This is a genomic window from Ligilactobacillus ruminis ATCC 27782 (assembly GCF_000224985.1).
GTDB lineage: Bacteria > Bacillota > Bacilli > Lactobacillales > Lactobacillaceae > Ligilactobacillus > Ligilactobacillus ruminis.
Map to the genome: position 1 here is coordinate 12,784 of NC_015975.1, position 18,668 is coordinate 31,451.

General features: G+C 45.6%; 18 protein-coding genes. 13 read left to right on the forward strand and 5 right to left on the reverse strand.

Going from position 1 to position 18,668, the window contains the following annotated elements:
• Positions 1–218 precede the first annotated feature (218 nt).
• The 4 genes from pnuC (at position 219) to dnaB (ending at position 5,140) form a co-directional block, all read left to right on the forward strand.
• The gene (gene pnuC / locus LRC_RS00060; protein ID WP_014072635.1) at positions 219–980 is read left to right on the forward strand and encodes a nicotinamide riboside transporter PnuC; all 762 of its coding nucleotides are present in this window, start codon (positions 219–221) and stop codon (positions 978–980) included.
• A 248-nt stretch (positions 981–1,228) separates the two neighbouring features.
• Positions 1,229–3,244, forward strand: a complete 2,016-nt coding sequence (locus tag LRC_RS00065) for a DHH family phosphoesterase (RefSeq protein WP_014072636.1) — start codon at positions 1,229–1,231, stop codon at positions 3,242–3,244.
• A gap of 15 nt (positions 3,245–3,259) precedes the next feature.
• A complete protein-coding gene (gene rplI, locus LRC_RS00070) occupies positions 3,260–3,709 on the forward strand; it encodes a 50S ribosomal protein L9 (protein WP_003695880.1) in 450 nt (149 codons plus the stop codon).
• A gap of 33 nt (positions 3,710–3,742) precedes the next feature.
• The gene (gene dnaB, locus LRC_RS00075) at positions 3,743–5,140 is read left to right on the forward strand and encodes a replicative DNA helicase (protein WP_014072637.1); all 1,398 of its coding nucleotides are present in this window, start codon (positions 3,743–3,745) and stop codon (positions 5,138–5,140) included.
• Positions 5,141–5,393: 253 nt separating this feature from the next.
• On the opposite strand, the gene pcp is transcribed toward dnaB, so the two are convergent.
• On the reverse strand, positions 5,394–6,005 hold the full coding sequence (gene pcp, locus LRC_RS00085) for a pyroglutamyl-peptidase I (RefSeq protein ID WP_014072638.1): 612 nt from the start codon (positions 6,003–6,005) through the stop codon (positions 5,394–5,396).
• A gap of 94 nt (positions 6,006–6,099) precedes the next feature.
• Here pcp and LRC_RS00090 point away from each other — a divergent pair, with 94 nt between their 5' ends.
• Together LRC_RS00090 and LRC_RS00095 are read left to right on the forward strand one after the other, a co-directional pair.
• Positions 6,100–6,294, forward strand: a complete 195-nt coding sequence (locus tag LRC_RS00090; RefSeq protein ID WP_003695875.1) for a hypothetical protein — start codon at positions 6,100–6,102, stop codon at positions 6,292–6,294.
• A 19-nt stretch (positions 6,295–6,313) separates the two neighbouring features.
• Positions 6,314–7,777, forward strand: coding sequence for an MFS transporter (locus tag LRC_RS00095; protein ID WP_041819706.1), 1,464 nt, complete (start codon positions 6,314–6,316; stop codon positions 7,775–7,777).
• 136 nt (positions 7,778–7,913) lie between these two features.
• Here LRC_RS00095 and LRC_RS11705 read toward each other — a convergent pair whose 3' ends face one another.
• Positions 7,914–8,186, reverse strand: coding sequence for a hypothetical protein (locus LRC_RS11705; protein ID WP_041819708.1), 273 nt, complete (start codon positions 8,184–8,186; stop codon positions 7,914–7,916).
• On the opposite strand from LRC_RS11705, the gene LRC_RS11710 reads away from it, so the two are divergent.
• A complete protein-coding gene (locus LRC_RS11710; RefSeq protein WP_041819711.1) occupies positions 8,186–8,473 on the forward strand; it encodes a hypothetical protein in 288 nt (95 codons plus the stop codon). The genes LRC_RS11705 and LRC_RS11710 overlap by 1 nt on opposite strands.
• A 72-nt stretch (positions 8,474–8,545) precedes the next feature.
• Positions 8,546–8,677 carry a hypothetical protein gene (locus LRC_RS11715; RefSeq protein ID WP_014072641.1) on the forward strand — a complete coding sequence of 44 codons (132 nt, stop codon included), beginning with the start codon at positions 8,546–8,548 and terminating at the stop codon, positions 8,675–8,677.
• Positions 8,678–9,030: 353 nt separating this feature from the next.
• Here the strand turns inward: LRC_RS11715 and LRC_RS00110 are convergent, their stop codons facing one another.
• Both LRC_RS00110 and pepF read right to left on the reverse strand, forming a co-directional pair.
• A complete protein-coding gene (locus LRC_RS00110; RefSeq protein ID WP_014072643.1) occupies positions 9,031–10,473 on the reverse strand; it encodes an amidase in 1,443 nt (480 codons plus the stop codon).
• 271 nt (positions 10,474–10,744) lie between these two features.
• Positions 10,745–12,538 (reverse strand): oligoendopeptidase F, encoded by a 1,794-nt coding sequence (pepF, locus tag LRC_RS00115; RefSeq protein WP_014072644.1) that lies wholly within the window; start codon positions 12,536–12,538, stop codon positions 10,745–10,747.
• Positions 12,539–12,740: 202 nt separating this feature from the next.
• Between pepF and LRC_RS00125 the strand changes: the two genes are divergently transcribed.
• Together LRC_RS00125 and codA are read left to right on the forward strand one after the other, a co-directional pair.
• Positions 12,741–14,099: a cytosine permease gene (locus LRC_RS00125; RefSeq protein WP_014072645.1), complete on the forward strand. Its 1,359-nt coding sequence runs from the start codon at positions 12,741–12,743 to the stop codon at positions 14,097–14,099.
• A 2-nt stretch (positions 14,100–14,101) separates the two neighbouring features.
• Positions 14,102–15,337, forward strand: a complete 1,236-nt coding sequence (codA, locus tag LRC_RS00130; protein ID WP_014072646.1) for a cytosine deaminase — start codon at positions 14,102–14,104, stop codon at positions 15,335–15,337.
• Positions 15,338–15,812: 475 nt separating this feature from the next.
• Here codA and LRC_RS12160 read toward each other — a convergent pair whose 3' ends face one another.
• Positions 15,813–15,986 carry a hypothetical protein gene (locus LRC_RS12160; RefSeq protein ID WP_014072647.1) on the reverse strand — a complete coding sequence of 58 codons (174 nt, stop codon included), beginning with the start codon at positions 15,984–15,986 and terminating at the stop codon, positions 15,813–15,815.
• Positions 15,987–16,297: 311 nt separating this feature from the next.
• On the opposite strand from LRC_RS12160, the gene LRC_RS00135 reads away from it, so the two are divergent.
• From LRC_RS00135 to LRC_RS00150, 3 genes are all read left to right on the forward strand, one after another.
• A complete protein-coding gene (locus tag LRC_RS00135; RefSeq protein WP_014072648.1) occupies positions 16,298–17,134 on the forward strand; it encodes a homoserine O-acetyltransferase/O-succinyltransferase family protein in 837 nt (278 codons plus the stop codon).
• A 14-nt stretch (positions 17,135–17,148) separates the two neighbouring features.
• Positions 17,149–18,075 (forward strand): cysteine synthase A, encoded by a 927-nt coding sequence (gene cysK, locus LRC_RS00140; protein ID WP_014072649.1) that lies wholly within the window; start codon positions 17,149–17,151, stop codon positions 18,073–18,075.
• A gap of 274 nt (positions 18,076–18,349) precedes the next feature.
• A complete protein-coding gene (locus LRC_RS00150; RefSeq protein WP_014072650.1) occupies positions 18,350–18,607 on the forward strand; it encodes a hypothetical protein in 258 nt (85 codons plus the stop codon).
• Positions 18,608–18,668 lie beyond the last annotated feature (61 nt).

Genomic DNA, 18,668 nt, shown 5'->3' on the forward strand with positions numbered 1-18,668 from the left:
ATTATAACATGTAACGTATTTGTAATATTTCAAGAAAAAGTAAAATTGTGCGAATTTTCAGTGTTGTCGAAAACGGAGAAACAAATGTCTGATTGATATATAAACACAATATATAGTAGGTACAAATTATTGTTGATACCTCATCTTGAATTTTTCCTTGAAATAAGGTTGTGAAGGCCCTATAATAAATTATGTTTTATACAGGGAGGAATTTAGAGATGTTTGATCGCTACAAAGACGTTTTGATGCATTTGTCGGAGTATTCGCATAATGTTTTTCGCAAAGGTTATTTTTCATGGCTGCTTAATCAGTGCAAAGGATGGGGGACGTTTAGTTACGCTTTATTGACGTTCAACTTCGTTTTGCAGGTGATTTCGCTCGTTCAGTCGATTTCTCAAGCACCGCTGCAGTCAATTATCGCATTCATTGGCGGCAATCTGTCCGTTGCCTGCGTCATCGGGATTTCCAACCGTTCGGGGATTCAGGGCTGGGCAGGCGCAATTTCTGCGATCTGCATCGCAACCACCGGATTCATGGCCGGAAATTTCGCAACTGCTTGGGAACAAATCGGCTACCTGTTGTTTCTTGATCTGTTTTGCATCCTTGATCCTAAATGGAACAACGACATCCAGGCAGAAAAGTTTGAAAGCTGGGTCGAATGGCTCAAATACTTGATTTTCTTTGGGGCTGCATGGGCCGTAATCTACTTTATTTTCAGCATGACAAGCGATCCGCGCGTTTTTTTGGACAGTTTGAATCTGGCAATGGCGATTACGGGTTCTTTGCTTGAACTCAATCGCAAGCGTGAGCAGTATTACGTTTGGACGATTTCATCCGTTTTTACGATTGCTCTTTGGACTCAGACGATGCTTCAAGGCGACGGAAATTTTGCTTTGATTTTCAGTTATTCCATCTTCTTCTTAAACGATATGTATGCATTCTTCAGCAAGCACGGCTGGTTTAAAAGTACGAACGAATAATTGTTTTGAGAGTCTGAGGCTGGGAAAAAATATTTTACGCACAAATCAGGACTTGGCTGGACGGCGATTGTCATGCATACGAAAAAACCGGATCAGATTTGCAATTGATGGCAAATCATCCGGTTTTTTAATTTGAGGCATCGTTTTTTCAAAGCCTCTCCTTTTTTTGTGCTTAATGATAACCGCATGTGGTAAAATTGTACGGTAGAGCAGTTAATTGTAAGATAGAAAATTTTGGGGCTGATTTTATGCAAAAAGAACCTGAAAACAAGTCTAGTCAGATTCCAGAGTTCTTGAAGAACGAGCAGTTGAGAAAGCTGACCCTGATTCTTTTTGGGGCAGTTGTTTTGTGCATTGCATTTTCCTTCATGCTAAATGCAGTGCTCGGATTGATTATTCTTGTTTTAAGCATCATAACTCTTGTTGTTGCTTATGACGGCTTGAAACAGATTGCTTCCGATACGTCCGAATATATCTCTGATCTGTCTTATCGCATCAAGCGCGGTGAGCAGGAGGCGTTGATCAAAATGCCGATCGGGATTTTGTTTTATGATGATCATGAACGCATCGAATGGTACAATCCTTATATGCAGCGGTATTTTTCGCGCAAGGATATTTTGGGAAAGAGTCTGAGCGAAGTTGATGAGGAGCTGGCAGATCAGCTCAAAAACCATCGCGACGAAAAGAAGGCAACAGAGGTCAAGCTTCACGGAAAGTCGTATTCGTTCATTGTTCAAAAAGACATAAATGCCGTTTTTTTGATGGACGTTTCATATTATGCGGCCATCAAAGAACAGTATGAAGATTCGCGAATCGTTTTGGGACAGCTGTTCTTGGACAATTATGACGAAGTGACCAAAGTCATGAATGACAAGGATTTGTCAAATCTTGACAACTTCATTACGAATACTTTGTCCGATTGGGCACGAGAATTCGAAATCTTTTTGAAACGAGTCGATGACGATCATTTCTTTATTTTGGCCTATACCGGAGCGCTCAAGAAGCTTGAAGAAGAAAAGTTCAAGATTTTGGACGTGATTCGCGAACGCACGTCGAAGCGAAACTCACCGCTGACGCTTAGCGTCGGAATTGCTTACGGCGGAGATGATTTAGCGGAACTTTCGCGACTTTCGCAAAACAATCTCGATTTGGCTTTGGGACGCGGCGGAGATCAGGCGGTTGTCAGAGAAATTGCCGGTCAGGCACGTTTTTACGGCGGCAAGACCAATCCGATGGAAAAGCGGACGCGTGTCCGTGCACGGATGATTTCCCAGGCGCTAAACGAACTGATGATGCAGTCTGATGATATTTTTGTGATGGGCCATGCTTACCCTGATATGGACGCCATGGGTGCTTGTCTTGGGTTGAGACGGATTGCGACCATGAACGGCAAAAAATGCTGGATCGTCTTGGACAAGGACAATCTGCATTCCGACGTGCTGCGGCTGCTTAAAGCTCTGGACCAGTATCCTGCAATCAAGGGTTCGATCATTTCACCGAAAGATGCGTTGGAAAAAGTTCAAAAGAACAGCTTGCTCATCATGTGCGACCATTCAAAACCATCGATTTCGATTTCGCCCGAATTATATGAGAAGATGCAAAATCGTGTCATGGTGATGGATCACCACCGTCGCGGAGAGGAATTTCCCGATAATCCGATTTTGGTTTATATCGAACCATATGCAAGTTCGACCTGCGAACTTATTACGGAAATGTTTGAATATCAAGGACGAGACAGCGAGCCAATCAACAAGATCGAAGCTACTGCCATGCTGACCGGCATCATCATTGATACCAAGTCGTTTTCGATTCGAACCGGCACGAGAACGTTTGATGCCGCAAGCTATCTGCGCTCGGTCGGAGCTGACCTCGGGATGGCGCGTCACTTTATGAAAGAAAGCGTTGCAAGCTATATGCAGCGAAGTCATTTGATTGAACGCACTGAATTTGACGAACAAGGCAATGCGATTTGCTGCGGTGAAGACGGCAGAATATACGATCCGGTCATTGCGGCTCAGGTTGCGGATTCTTTGCTTGGCGTTTCAGGGGTCGAAGCTTCATACGTGATCACGTTCAGAAAAGAGAATCTAATCGGTATTTCGGCACGAAGCAACGGCGAATTCAACGTCCAGGTCGTCATGGAACAGATGGGCGGCGGCGGACATTTGTCAAATGCCGCAACTCAGATCAGCGGTAAAACGATTGCGGACGTTCACGAAGAACTGCTGACGATTATTAAAAACGCGCGTGAAAATCAAGAATAGAACGGAGGAACTGGAATGAAAGTTATTTTTACACAAGATGTCAGAGGAAAGGGAAAACGTGGTGAAGTTAAGGAAATGGCCGATGGGTATGCCAATTTCCTGATCAAGGAAGGCAAGGCCAAGCGTGCCAATGCTCAGGCGATGAGCGAACTCAAAGGTCAAAAACGTGCTGAGGCAAAGAAGGAAGCCGAACTTTTGGCGGAAGCAAAAGAATTAAAAGAAAAACTCGAATCGGGCGATTATGTCGTTGAGCTGAAAGCCAAAGCCGGAAGCGACGGCCGTTTGTTCGGATCAATCACGTCAAAACAAATTTCGCAAGCGATTCAACAGCAATTCGGTTTGAAAATCGACAAGCGCAAGATGGAACTTGCCGCTCCGATTCGCTCAATGGGGTATGTCAACGTTCCGGTTAAGCTTCACAATGACGTAACGGCTAAAATTCGCGTTCATATTTCGGAAAAATAGCCGCGATTCAAGTTTTCGGAAAGGATGAACAGTTTGGATAACGATCTTTTAGCCGGCAACATGCCGCCCCAGGATATTAGTGCCGAAAAAGCGATTCTGGGTGCGATTTTCCTGAATCCTGAAGCCTTGGCCGATGTCATGGAACAAGTTGAGCCTGACGATTTTTACAGTCGTCAGCATCAGATTTTGTTTCAGTCGATGATTGAACTGAACGATGCCGATCAGCCGATTGATGTCTTGACTATGAAATCTTCTCTGGAGACTAAAAATCAGTTGGATGATGCCGGCGGCGTTGCTTACTTGGCGGAATTGGCCAACTCGGTTCCTTCTGCCAGAAATGCGGCTTATTATGCCAAAATCGTGTCTGCAAAATCGCGCTTGAGGCAGCTGATCAGAACCTCGACGGACATCATTGCCCTGGCACAAAAACAGGATGACGACGTTGAAAATATCCTTGATGAAGCGGAACGTCAGATTATGGACGTTTCTGAGAGACGCAATAAAGCAGGCTTCAAGCCGATTCGAGAAGTCGTCGACGAAGTTTACAATCATTTGTATGATTTATCGAATAATAAAAGCGATATTACCGGGCTTTCAACTGGTTACGACAAACTCGATAAAATGATTTCGGGGCTTCAGCCTGACAACTTGATTATTTTGGCAGCGCGTCCTGCCGTCGGAAAAACGGCATTTGTTTTGAACGTTGCCGAAAACGTTGCTATCGACTCGGACGTGCCGGTTGCAATCTTCTCGCTTGAAATGAGCGCAGAATCTCTTGTCAATCGTATGCTTTGCGCAAGAGGACCCATTAAGGCGGATAATCTCCGCGATGGAAATCTTAATGATGACGACTGGCATAAACTTTACGCTGCAACTGATGCGCTGGCCAGAACAAAGCTTTATATCGATGACACGCCGGGAATCAAAATGGCTGAAATTCGTGCCAAATGTCGTCGACTTGATAAGGAAACCGGTGGGCTTGGCCTGATCGTCATCGATTATCTTCAGTTGATTGAAGGCTCCAATAAAGAAAGTCGCCAACAGGAAGTTTCAGAAATTTCCAGACAGCTCAAGAAACTTTCAAAAGAGCTTTCCGTTCCGGTCATTGCATTGTCGCAGCTTTCTCGTGGCGTTGAACAGCGTCAGGACAAGCGTCCTGTTCTGTCCGATATTCGTGAATCCGGGTCAATCGAACAGGATGCCGACATCGTGGCGTTTCTTTATCGTGATGATTACTATGAGCGCGAAGAAGGCGAAGAAGACTCAGGTGATGTAAAATCAGGTCAACAAAATGAAAACGACGCCGGCGAAGTTGAGCTCATCATCGAAAAAAACCGTGCCGGTGCGCGCGGAACGGTTCATTTGGTTTTTCTCAAGGCGTTCAATAAATTTACGTCAATCGAGACCAGAGAAAATCCCGGTCCGATTTGATTGCAAAAAAGGCTTGAAAAATATGCTTCAAACTAAAAGCCCGGATGATTCGAAATTCGTTTGCGAATCATCCGGGCTTTTTCGTATGCAGGAATAATCAAAAGGAGTCGGTTTCCTTTCCAGGTATCAAAACGGACAGTCGGATGCTTGCCCGTAACCGAGGACTGGAATTGATGATTGAGCCGGTGCTGCGCAGCACTGCATTTGACAAAAAAGCAATCATAAGAAAGAGTCCCAATCTGAAAGTTCAAGTTTAATTCGTTGCGTCAATTGCTGCTTTGATTGCGCATTCCAGGCACTTGGCCGTTTCTTCAAGCGACTGCGAACTTGTTTTTTTGTCATGAACCTGTTCCGGCACGAAAGGAACATGAATAAAACCACCACGCGCTTTTGAAGCACCGGAGGCTAAAAGATGGAGCAGTCGGTACATCGTATCGTTGCAGACGTAGGTTCCGGCATGGTATGAAAATTCGGCTTTGAAGCCGGCTTTTTTACAAGCGGCAATCATTTGAGAAAGCGGAAGCGTCGCAAAATAGGCAGCTGGTCCTTGTTCGATGACGGGTTCGTCATGCGGCTGATTTCCGTCATTGTCAGGGACGGAAGCATTTTGGCAGTTGATGGCAATTTTTTCAAACGTCAGGCCGCTTCTTCCGCCGGCCTGACCGACGCAGATGATGATGTCCGGATCAAGTTCATCGATGCTTTGTTCAAGCAGCACACCGTTTTTTCCAAAAACGACAGGCAGGCAGAGAATATTTATCTTGGCAGTGGAGATTGTTTCAGGCAAAAGTTTTAAAGCTTCATACGAAGGGTTGATTTTTTCGCCTCCGAACGGCTCAAAACCGGTTATCAAAATATTTTTCACAGGATTTCCCCCTTTTTTGATATCTTTCTTCAATTATAACAAAAATAGTTTATAATATTTCTTGTTTGATTTTTTTCGAAAGGACTATTCATAAATGAAGTTTACCAAATTTGAGATTATCGTTCATGTTGTTGCGCTGGTTGCGCTTTTGATTACGCTTGCAATCATGTCGGTCGCATCGGGAAAGGGCTTTTCAATTACGCTGCTTTTGCTCGGAGTGCTTTATTATGTCGTTTGCGTCGTCTTATTCAAACTTTGGATAATCTGGCGCGCAAATCATCGGCGTTAACCAAAGGGAGGCAGTTTGATTGACGCGCAAACAGATTCACGTAATGACGATTGGCCTTCTTTTGGCCAATGTGATGTCAGGACTTGATGCGACGATTATAAATACGGCACTGCCGGCCATTATCGCCGATTTGCACGGGATTTCCTGCATGGGTCTGATCGTTTCCGTTTTCTTGCTCGGCATGTCCGTGTTTACGCTGCTTTGGAGCAAATTCGGCGAGCGCATGGGCAACAAAAAGGCTTTTGAACTGGCGGTGGTTTTGTTTATAGCTGGTTCAGCACTCGAGGGACTTTCGCCTGATATTTTGTTTTTTGTCTGTGCTCGGATGCTCATGGGAATTGGTGCTGGCGGTCTCGGGGCGATTCCGTACATTATTTTCGGGAACGTTTATGAAAATCTGCATACGCGCTCGATTATCCTCGGGTTCGTTTCGGCAGTCTACGGTGCGGCTTCGATTACGGGCCCGCTTGTCGGCGGATTGATCGTCGATTCGTTCAGCTGGCACTGGATATTTTATATCAACGTTCCAATCGGGCTGCTGATTATCGTGATTATTCATTTTTCGTATAAGGAAAAGATTGAATCTGTCGACAAGAAAGTCGACTGGCTGGGGTCTTTTCTGTTGGTCAGCGGTCTGACCTGCATTTTGATGGGCATTCAGGTTATCGGAAACGAATCGGAAACGCTTGTCATCGGACTGATTGTTTCAGGAATCATTCTGTGCTTTTGTTTGGTGCAAGCAGAAAAGAAAGCAAGCGATCCCGTTATGCCGCTGCATATTTTCAAAGATCGACTTTTGGTTTTGGATTTTGCGTTGTTTGCGGTCATCTGGGGGGCTTCGATTGCGTTCAACACGTACATTCCGCTGTGGGCACAGGGACTGCTTGGAATGAGTGCTTTGATGGGCGGGCTGACGCAGATTCCGGCCTCGGTCTTTGATTTTGCCGGTTCCCAGCTTTCGGCTTCGATTCGCGAGCGGTGGTCTTTTGCAGGTGCGGTCAATCTCGGAATTTTATCCTTGGCCGTTGCGGAATTCGGCCTGCTTGTTGCAAAATCCAGTGCTTCGTTTGTGTTTCTGTGCATCGTTGCGGCTTTTGGCGGGTTTTCGGTCGGTCTGATCTTCAACGTTTTGCAGATCAAGGTTCAGTACGACTCATCCAAGCAGGATATGGCGGTTGCCACGTCATTCAGCTTTTTGATCAGAATTTTGGGTCAAACACTGATGGCATCGATTTACGGCGTGCTGATGAACGTTGCCTTGAATCGTGGAGTCGAACGATCCGGCGGAAAAATCACGCTGGAGATGATGAACAAATTGAGCGATGCGAAATCGTCCAAAAACTTGCCGCAGGAATTGCTGCCGCAGATGCGCGCAATCATGCATTCGGGGATTCAGATTATTATGATGGTTGCTTTGATGCTGTTGGTTCTTGCGTTTTATCTGAACATAAAATGCAAAAAAGCTGAAAAAAAGCCGTCTTAGAAGCAGATGAATTGAAATTTTTACTGGTAAGGAGATAATGAGCGCAGTCCAGAATGCTGACTTGTTTTCAGCAATGACTGCGGAAATTGTATTTTTCAGAAGGGTGTTTTACGGTGATGAGGAAAAACACCCTTTTTTAGCGCAAAATATCTTTTGAATATGCATTTGGATTGAATTTTTCAAGAAGATATTTTTTAGCTTGTCTAGCGCTGTCAAAAATAGACGACTCGATAAAAGAGGTGATTAGCCATGAAAAAACAATTGCATTCGTTGCAGCGCTGGCAGCGGCAGTTATCGGAACGGGAACAGTCAATTCGATTGCAAATGCTGACACGATCGAAACGACCGCAAAGAACGAAACGACCGTCAAAACAAGCTGCATCAGAAACCCAAAAAGCAAATGCAGCATTGAACTCTGCACAGCATGATTTTAATGAGACGCAGGCTAAAAATGATGCCGATAAAGCTGATTTGAATAAAGCCGAATCAGAAAAGAACCAAGCGGCTACGGATGTAAAAGATGCTCAGGAAAAGTATAATCATCAAAAACGAAACGAAGCATCAGCGAACCAGATTTCTTCAGCAAAAGCCGAGCTTGAAAGTGCACAAAAAGCTTATGAGGAAACGCTTTCGGAGTATAAAACGCTTGTTTCCGAAAAAGGGCAGGCAGATTCAAAGGACAAAGAAGCAAAGTAAACAGCAGCACAAGCCAATCGCAAGCTGAGCACGAAGCAGCTTGAAGAACTGGTTTCAGCACAGCAGCAAATTTTGCAAAGCGACAATAAAAAAGCGTATCCTGCCTTAGGCTCTGAAGAAAACGTGCCCGTTGCAGAATTGGGATTCTTGACAGTTTTGCTTTCGTTCTTCGGACTGGGAGAAGTCAAAAAGAAGCGCGCATAAATAATTGTGAAGAGGCTGGGAGAAAACTCTGCCTCAAATTGAAAAACCGGATCGATCAATTGCAAATCTGATCCGTTTTTTTAGTATTCATGCCAATCGACTTCCGTGATGAAAATAAGCAAAATAACTTGGCGCGCTGCTTTATCAGGCGCTGCATTTGGCAAAAGCTCTGCCGTTTACGGACATATCGCTGAAAATGTGTTCGTAAATTTGAATGAGATCTTAGCTGAATCGGTTGAGCAGTACTTTTGCTTAAAAAAGTAGTCTTTGTTCATTTTTTGGGCTGTTGGTTACGCTCGGAGCTTTGATCGCGTTGAGATAAAAAAGGATGTTTCACGTGAAACATCCTTTTTTCAGATTATTCTGAATTTGCCGTTTTGCTCAAACAGCTTGCCCATTTTCAACAACAGGTCTTCTCTGCCCTTTTTAGCAACGAATTGGACACCAAGCGGCAGCCCGTTTGAAGCAACATGAACCGGCAGGCTGATGGCCGGGTTGCCCATGAGATTTGCCTGCTGAGTAAACGGGGTTGCTGCAAGACTAGGCATGAAGAATTCATAAACCAAGTCGGTCCGCTCTCTTGAAGAAAGTTCAGAGATGCGGCGCATTTTTGCCAGCATTGATTCATTGATGAACTGATGGGAAACTTCAGGTGCCGTCTGAGCCGTTGTCGGGGTCAGGAAGAAACTGTATTTTTCAAGAAAAGAGTCCATGACAAACGCAGCCTGGTCCCAATTTGCGAGCATGCGGCTGTAATCCGTCGCCTTGACGTCCATGCCGGCTTGACAGATGCACCAGCTGATGAGCTCCATGTCATCAATTTTAAGCTTGCGTTCAAGCGCGTTTTCAATGTTTGAAAACATTACGGCTGATTCGACGTCATTGACGAGATAATAGTCCTTGATCAGCTGAGTTCCGTCCAGTTTCGGTTCGGTTTCTTCAATTTCAAAACCTTGCTCTTCCAGAAAATTCACGGCTGAAAGAACTGCCTGCTTTGCGGCTTCTGAAACCTTCGTCTGAACGGGCGAATTCAATGAAAAGGCAACTTTGCGGTTTTTTGGCAACGGATCTTCAAGATTGAAAGAAAGCAGCGGGGTCTGAAACGGAGCCGGTGGTTGAACCGTTTGAACGGCGGCAAGCAGGCTGGCGGTGTCTCTAATCGAACGCGTTATGGCAAACGAGACGGATGCTCCTTGCCATCCGCGCCATGAAGAAGGACCGACCGGAGTTCTGCCGCGCGTTGGTTTCAGTCCGATCAAGCCGGTAAACGATGCCGGAATTCTGATTGAGCCGCCGCCGTCGCTTGCTGCAGCAAGCGGAACCATTTTTGAAGCCACTGCTGAAGCGGCCCCGCCTGAAGACCCGCCCGAGTAAAATTCAGGGTTCCAAGGATTGCGTGCCGGACCGTACAATTTTGAATCTGTGACGTTGGTAAACCCGAATTCCGGCGCATTTGACTGTCCGATGATGATGAACCCGGCTTGCTGCAGTGCCTTGACGAAATTATCGGTTTGAGTTGCCTTGGCATCTTTGAAGAGTTTCGAGCCGTCTGTTGCCGGTTCTCCTTCAAGATATTGACCGAGACTTTTAATCAAAATTGGCACTCCCGCAAAAGGTCTGGCAAGATCGACGCAGCGTTTGGCTTCTTCCAGGGCTTTTTCTTCGCGCAGGCTGACGACCGCGTTCAGTTGGCCGTTTTTTGTTTTGATCTCGGAAAAAGCATTCATGACGGCTTCTTTTGGTGACAGCTGTTTTGTTTTGATCAGATTGGCGATTTCAGTGGCATCAAATTCCATGATAAACTCCTTTGGTTAACCATTTTGACAATATCAGTTTACAAAAACATTGTAACATATTGAGGGCGGGAAAAAATCCGTTTTCAGCTTGGATTAAATGAAAGATTGAACGAATCAGTGCTGCTTACGAATTATCTTGCCAGTTTTAATGCATGGAAACCTTGCTTATTTGTGCAATAGCAGAATTTGGTTTTCGCATACGCAAAAAAACCAGATGAGATTCGCAAATCAATTGCAAATTTCGTCCGGTTTTTTCAGACTTTTGAGCAGATTAAAGTTCTTTGGTCAATTCGGCAATCTTGTCGACAGTTTTGTCCAGGAATTTGATCGTATTTTTCAACGGTTCGTCTGTCGTGATGTCAACGCCGGCAATTTTGGCCGCTTCAATTGGTGCCGGGCAATTGTCAAATTTCAGGAATTTGAGCCATGCATCGATTGCGGGCTGACCTTGTTCTTTGATTTTCAGATAAGCCTGAGTCGAAATCGTCAGACTTGCCGAATAGGTGTATGGATAAAGTCCCATATAATAATGAGACTGGCGCATCCACGTCAAGGCTGCGTCATCGTCAATTTCAACCGCATCGCCCCAGAATTTCTTCAGGACGGCTTTTTTGATTTCGCAAAGTCGATCTCCGTCAAAGCCTTCGCCGTTATCGATCAGCTTATAGACTTCGCGTTGGAAGGCTGCTTCCAAAAGGTGCGTGACGAAGTTGTGATAGTAGGTGTTCGTCAGCATCTTTGTCAGGGCGAAACGCTGCATCCGCTTGTCTGAACTCTTTTCTTCAAGCGCATGAGTCAATAGGAGTTCGTTGAAGGTCGATGGTGCTTCAATGATGTAGGTTGAAACTTTGCAGCCCAGCGGATGGTTTGTTTTGTTCGTCAGCATTTCCTGTCCGGCATGTCCGAGTTCGTGAACGAGCGTGTAAACGTCGGCCATTTCATCAGTCCATGACATCAGAATATATGCATGCTTGCCATATGGCGTTGTTTCAAAGCCGCCGGTTTCCTTGCCTTTATTGGCAGGGAAGTCGACCCAGCGTTCGTCAAAACATTTCATGATCATGTCATGGTATTCTGGCCCCATGACTTTTATCGCATCGGAGATATATTCCGGTGCTTTGTCCAATGGGACTTTCGGTGCAAATTCAGGGTCGAGATCGATCTGAAGATCTGAGAACGTCAGCTTGTCCAAGCCGCGTTCCCTTTGGATTAATTTGACGTATTTTTGCATGACGGGGCCAAGTTTTTCGATGATGACATCGATTTGACGATCGAAAAATTCGCGCGGAACTTCCTGATCGTCCAACAAGTAATCGAAGACCGAGTCGTATCCGCGCAGGGTTGCCATGTTTTTTTCCTTGGAAACCTGTGCGTAGTAGTTGGCAGCCACGGTATTTTTGTATTGATTCAAAACTTTTGAGAATGCTTTGAATGCCGCATGACGCAGCTTGTGATCCGGGTTGTACTGATAGCTGTTTTCATAAAGCACGAATGACAGAGGGTATGTTTTGCCGTCGACTTCAAAATCCGGGAACGACATGTCGGCTGCCCGGCATGTCGTATAGATTCCTTCAAACGAAGAAAGAGTCGGTTCGATCGAACTTAGCGCGCTTTCGACTTCGCCGCTCAAGCGGTGCTTTTTGATGCGCTTGAATTCTCTGATGGCGGCACCAAGATCAGGACGCTTGTCTGAAACGGCATCAAGCGTTTCGTTATCGTTGTCCATGATCTGAGCTCTGTATTTTGCAAGCTCGGCATTGCAGTCGGCGTCAAGCTGGTCAAGAATTCTTAAAAGCTGGTTGTAGTGCGGATCCGTCATATCGGTCGACTGTTGCAAAAAGCCGTAATGACCAAGCAGATCCATGCGAACTTCCATCTTGCCCAGATCTTCCAATGCGGCAATAATCGTTTCAGGATCGTTCAGCTTTTGATCGTACTTGGAAAAGTCCGCGAGCGCCTTTTTTTCTGCTTCGATGTCTTTTTTCCAGGCATCGTCATTTTCGTAAAGAATACCGACGTCCCAAGTTTGCTGTACCGGAACGTCTTTTCTGTCAGGTAAACCCATGATAAAACCCCCATATTATGTATTTGTCAAAAATAACAAGAAAATCATAGCAAACAAAGTTTCTAAAGTCTATGAAAATGCTCACGCACCGAGACTCGATAGTTACATGAACATGTCATCAGAGACGAATCTTGTCGGTTGTTTTTGTCGTAAAATAATGATATTGTTACTTAAAATGATAAGTTAAAGGAATGCATTATTAATGGGAAAACATCAAATAATGAGCGTGCCAAAAGAGGCGCGAAGAACTTCCGATTGGGATATGTTTGCAACCTGGGTGGGAGCAAATGCCAACAACGGAACGTGGTTTATCGGCGGAGTCATTGCGGCCTGCGGGTTTGCGGTCGCAATGAAAGTTTTGGTATTGTCGTCTGCCGTGTCTTATCTGTTTTTGAGTCTGATCGGCTACATTGGTTACAAGACGGGCGTTTCGACGATGGAATTGAGTCGGGCATCGTTTGGCATTCGTGGCAGTTTTTTGCCTTCAATCGTCAACGTGACGCAATTTATCGGCTGGACGGCGGTCAATACGTTTATTGCGGCAACTTCGGTCAGCTATCTGCTGCATGATCTGCTGTCGTGGCCTGTTTACGGCAAGCCGGGCGGTGCCAAGGGTCTCGTTTGCGGAATTTTGGTGATGAGCATTCTGCACATCATCAGTATTGCAAGCGGACAGCGCTCGGTTCAGCTGATTGAACGGATCGGCATCGTTTTGGTCTTTGTTTTCATGATCTGGGAATCGGTCGTCGTTTTCAAAACGGTTCCGTTTTCTCACATCGTTTCGTGGCAAGTTCCGCACAAGGATTTGCTTGCAACGGGTGCCGCGGTTGATGCGGTCGCAGCGTTCAACCTCGCTTGGGTGACCGCGGGGGCCGATTTTACGCGCTTTACGTCAAAAAAGCGTGCTGCAACGTTGATTCCGTTCGCCGGCGCGTTGTTTGGCGTCGTTTGGTTTGCGTTCATCGGTCTTGTTTCAACAATCAGCATTGCGATCACGTCAGGCGTTTATGATGCCAACAACTCGGACCCGAGCACGATTGCAAGTCGGTTGGGGCTTGGCGTCGTTGCGCTGCTGGTCATCATTATTACGAGCATGACGGCAAATGCAGTGAACCTGATGGCAGCCGGTTCCGCAATTTCAAACATTTTTTCCGGATTAAAGCTCAAGCACTCGCTTTGGATTGCTGCGATTTTTGCAACGTTCGTCACGTTCATTCCGATGGTCATCGGCAGCTTTTTGGATGCCTTCACTGCATTTTTAGACTACGTCGGTATGGTTTTAGGGCCGATCATCAGCGTGATTATCATTGATTTTTATTTCAGAAGACATCGCAGATACGATGTTTCCGCATTGTCTGAAACGAACGGAAAATATTGGTACCGAAACGGCGTAAATTATGCAGCGTTTATTTCATGGAGCGTCGGCGTAGCGCTCTTTTTTGCCTTGCGTCAGGTTGATTTTTTAATGGAGACGATTGGAGCGACGTTTTTGACGATGATTTTGAGCGGGATGCTTTATTACGGATTGATGGTTTTCAAAGATAAGAAAGGCAAGTGTTGATTATGCTTATCAAAAATGTTCACGTAAATAATGACAAAGAACTTAAGGACGTTCAGATTACTGATGGCAAATTCAGTAAAATCTCAGCCGGCATCGAGGTTCGCGGAGACGAAGAGGTAATCGACGGCAAGGAAAAACTGCTTCTTGCTCCTTTTATCGATTCCCACGTGCACTTGGATGCGACGCTGACGGCAGGGCAGCCGGAATTCAACGAAACCGGAACCTTGTTTGACGGAATCAGGATCTGGTCTGAAAGAAAAAAGTCGCTTTCGATCAAAGACGTCAAGGAGCGCGCAAGAAAAACGCTTCGCAAGCAGATTGCGCTTGGCATTCAGCACGTCAGAAGCCACGTTGACGTGACTGATCCGAATTTGATCGCGCTCCAGGCATTGCTTGAACTAAAGAGCGAAATGAAAGACGTCGTCGATTTGCAGCTCGTTGCATTTCCGCAAGAAGGCATTCTGTCGTTTCCTAACGGCAAAGAATTGATGGAACAGGCCGTTAAAGAAGGAGCTGACGTCATCGGTGGCATCCCTCATTTTGAATTCAACCAATACTATGGTCGCGATTCACTCAAATTTTTGATCGGTTTAGCTGAAAAATATGAGCGTTTGGTTGACGTCCATTGTGACGAAATCGATGATCCAGCGTCAAGAAATCTGGAAGTTTTGGCCACTCTTGCTTATGAAACGGGACTTGGCAATCGCGTTACCGCAAGCCACACGACTGCGATGGGTTCTTATAACGATGCCTATACGTATAAGCTGTTCAGGCTGTTGAGGATGTCTCAGATCAATTTTGTCTCCAACCCGCTCGTCAATATGCACCTTGGTGGCCGTTTCGATACTTATCCCAAGCGACGCGGCTTGACTCGAATCAAAGAGCTGTCTGAAGCCGGCATCAACGTCTCGTTTGGCGAAGACGATATTCAGGATCCGTGGAATCCGCTTGGAAGCGGCAATATGCTCGACTCGGTCAACATGGGCGTTTATGCTTCGCACCTGATGGGATACGGCCAAATTCAGGATTCGTACAAATTCGTGACGGATAATGCGGCCAAGACGCTCCATATTTCTGATGAATACGGAATAGAGGTCGGCAAGCCGGCTGATTGCATTTTGCTGAACGAAAGCGACTTCTATCACGTTTTGATGGATCACTCTGAGGTTCTTTATAACATCCGTCACGGCAAGATTTTGGCTGAGACGAAACCGAGGGAAACGAAGTTGAATTTTTGACAAGGTGTGGAAGCGAGCGGTCATGAGCCCGTACGCAAGCATTGGACGACCGAAGGCGAGCTTGTCTCGTCTAGGGAGGCCTTGATTGCGATAGGGGGAATGCGAGCTGGAACATGATTAGGACAAGGTGTGGAAGCGAGCGCTTATGAGCCCGTACGCAAGCATTGGACGACCGAAGGCGAGCTTGTCTCGTCTAGGGAGGCCTTGATTGCGATAGGGGGAATGCGAGCTGGAACATGATTAGGACAAGGTGTGGAAGCGAGCGCTTATGAGCCCGTACGCAAGCATTGGACGACCGAAGGCGAGCTTGTCTCGTCTAGGGAGGCCTTGATTGCGATAGGGGGAATGCGAGCTGGAACATGATTAGGACAAGGTGTGGAAGCGAGCACTTATGACCCCGTACAACTGAATATTGATTAAAATACGTGCCATGATGGCGCGTATTTTTTCTTATTTCGGGCGGCACGCCAAGATCTCATTCAAATTTTACGGACAAACCGTCATTTTCCAGCATTTTGTCCGTAATCGCCATTTTTGGGACAGTCCATTTACGGACAAAGCGTCCATTTTCATCGATGTGTCCGTAAACGGCAGTGATTTTGCCAAATGCAGTGCTGCGCATCACCTGATCAATCACTGAACCTGACATTGGTTACGGGAAAATCCCCGCTTTTTACATTTTGCCTGTAAACTTTAGATGCAACACAGGAATTCAACCAGATCAAGACATCGATTGCTGCCTTTGCCCTGTATTTTTCATGCTGATAAGGAACTTCGTCAAAAACAAATTATTCATGCCTCCCCAAAAATGCAGTGCCCCCCTCATCAAAAAGATCAGTCAATTTTTTTGATATTTTAAAGTAGTTTTTGTTGGCTTTTTGATCGACAATCGTGTATACTTCCGTTAACAGACAAAAAGTAAGCAAACTGTCTGCTAATTTCGAAGAGAGGATGGAAGCCATGCGTAAAAAAGACGACGTTTTAGAAATCGGCGTGCTTAATCTGATGCACGATAAAGAAGATACGAAGCGACGTTTCGAACGCGTTCTGACACGGGAGGACTGTCGGGTGAACCTCACTTGGTTCTATCCCGTAATGCATTATCAGGACAGAGAAGTTCCGGAAAACGTTCGCCAAATGTCGCAGCCGCTCGACCTTAACAAGGTCAAAGAGCTTGATGCCTTTATCGTAACGGGTGCGCCGCTTGAAAAGCTGGACTTCGATGATGTCACATATATCAGCGAACTGCAGGAGCTGTTTGACTGTTTGAGCACTGAAGGAATCGAGCAGCTTTACGTCTGTTGGGGCGCAATGGTTGCCGCTAATTATTTTTACGGCGTCGATAAGTATTTGTTGAATCAAAAGCTTTTCGGAGTCTATCCTCAGGTGATTTTAGAAAATTCTCCTTTGCTTGAGGGCCTTTCCGACGGCTTTTTAGCGCCTCATGCGCGTTATGCGGAACTTTCATGCAGTCAGGTCAGAGAAGTTCCGGAACTTTCCGTTGTTTCGGTGTCCGAGACCAATCATCTTTTCTTGGCTGAGGCAAGAAAAGAACGACAGACGTTCTTGTTTTCGCATCTTGAATATGGTCGAGATGCACTTGATAAAGAATATTATCGCGAACTGCAGGCTCATCCTGAAGATGCGCCCGTATTGGCAAAAGCAGCCAATTATTATGATGATCCCGCCAAAATGACAGGGATGCGTTTCGGTTGGGGAAAAGCCCAACGTCACTTTTTTGAAAATTGGCTGAAACAAGCCGAAGAAAACCGTTTTAAAAAAGTTTGTACTCAGTAAAGGGGATAAAAAATATGACAAAAATTTATGATTCAGTTGATCAACTCATTGGAAATACGCCGATTGTCAAGCTTAACCACGTTGTTCCGGAAGATGCGGCAGACGTTTACGTCAAGCTTGAATTTTTCAACCCGGCAGGTTCAATCAAAGACCGCATTGCTCTTTCAATGGTTGAGGCTGCCAAAAAATCAGGCAAGCTTAAAGACGGCGGTACGATCATTGAACCGACTTCGGGTAACACCGGTATCGGGCTGGCGATGGTTGCGGCTGCCAAAGGATATCATCTGATTATCGTGATGCCTGAAACGATGAGCATTGAGCGTCGCAAGCTCATGCAAGGATACGGTGCGGAATTGATTTTGACGCCAGGAGCTGAAGGAATGAAGGGTTCTATCGCCAAAGCAACGCAACTGGCTGAAGATAACGGCTATTTCATGCCGATGCAGTTTGAAAATCCGGCCAATCCTGACGTTCATGAGCAAGAAACAGGCCAGGAAATCATCGGAGCGTTCGGCAAGGATGACCTTCCTGACGCATTCGTTGCCGGTGTCGGAACCGGTGGTACTTTGACCGGCATCGGACATGCTTTGAAGGAGCTTGACCAAGAGATTAAGGTTTATGCGCTTGAACCGTCAGAATCACCGGTGTTAAAGAACGGAGTTGCCGGAAAGCACAAGATTCAAGGCATCAGCGCCGGCTTTGTTCCGGAAGTTTTGGACAGGCAGATTTATGACGGAATCATCGAGGTTCAAAGCGATGAAGCCGTCAAAACGGCACGCGAAGTTGCACACAAGGAAGGATTCCTTCCGGGAATTTCCGCTGGAGCCAATATTTACGGTGCAATCGAAATTGCCAAAAAGCTTGGCAAGGGCAAGAAAGTCGTTACTGTTTCGCCTGATGGCGGCGATCGCTATCTTTCAACGGAATTGTTCAACTATTGAGTTTAAAAAACAATCGAAGCCGATTCTTACCGGTTTCGGTTGTTTTTTTATAAAATGCAGAGTTCAAAAAACTTCGGAAACTTTTGACGTCATTCTGCTTGGAATCGATTTGATTGCAGAATCATTGGCACAAAAAGGAAAATATGTTCGTTTGATTATGGACAAAACGAATGTAAGTTTGTATAATTGTTAATATCAATAGTAAAAAGAAGGGATTATTATCAACACGAACGAACTCACCGAATATCTTTCAGACAACTCAAACGTACTGGATTTGTTCGGTAAAAAAATATTGGCGCATCTTCAGCAGATAAATGAGCAGAGACAGCCGGCCAAGCGGTACAACGAAGCACAGCTCAGGCGGAAAACAGAAAAGCATCTCAAAGAATTTATTGAAAATCTTGAGTCACAGTTGAAGAGAACAATTCCTGATGAATACGATCGCCCTGAGGATTGGATTCGTTTTTTTGATGACAACCGCGTGATTGAAGAGCTCGAATTGTCGATTGCGGAAATGGAATTTGATGAATGAGAAGGGAAAAGCGGGCCACTTGTTTAAATAGGCGAGGGCTATCCATGCAGTGGTTAAAATC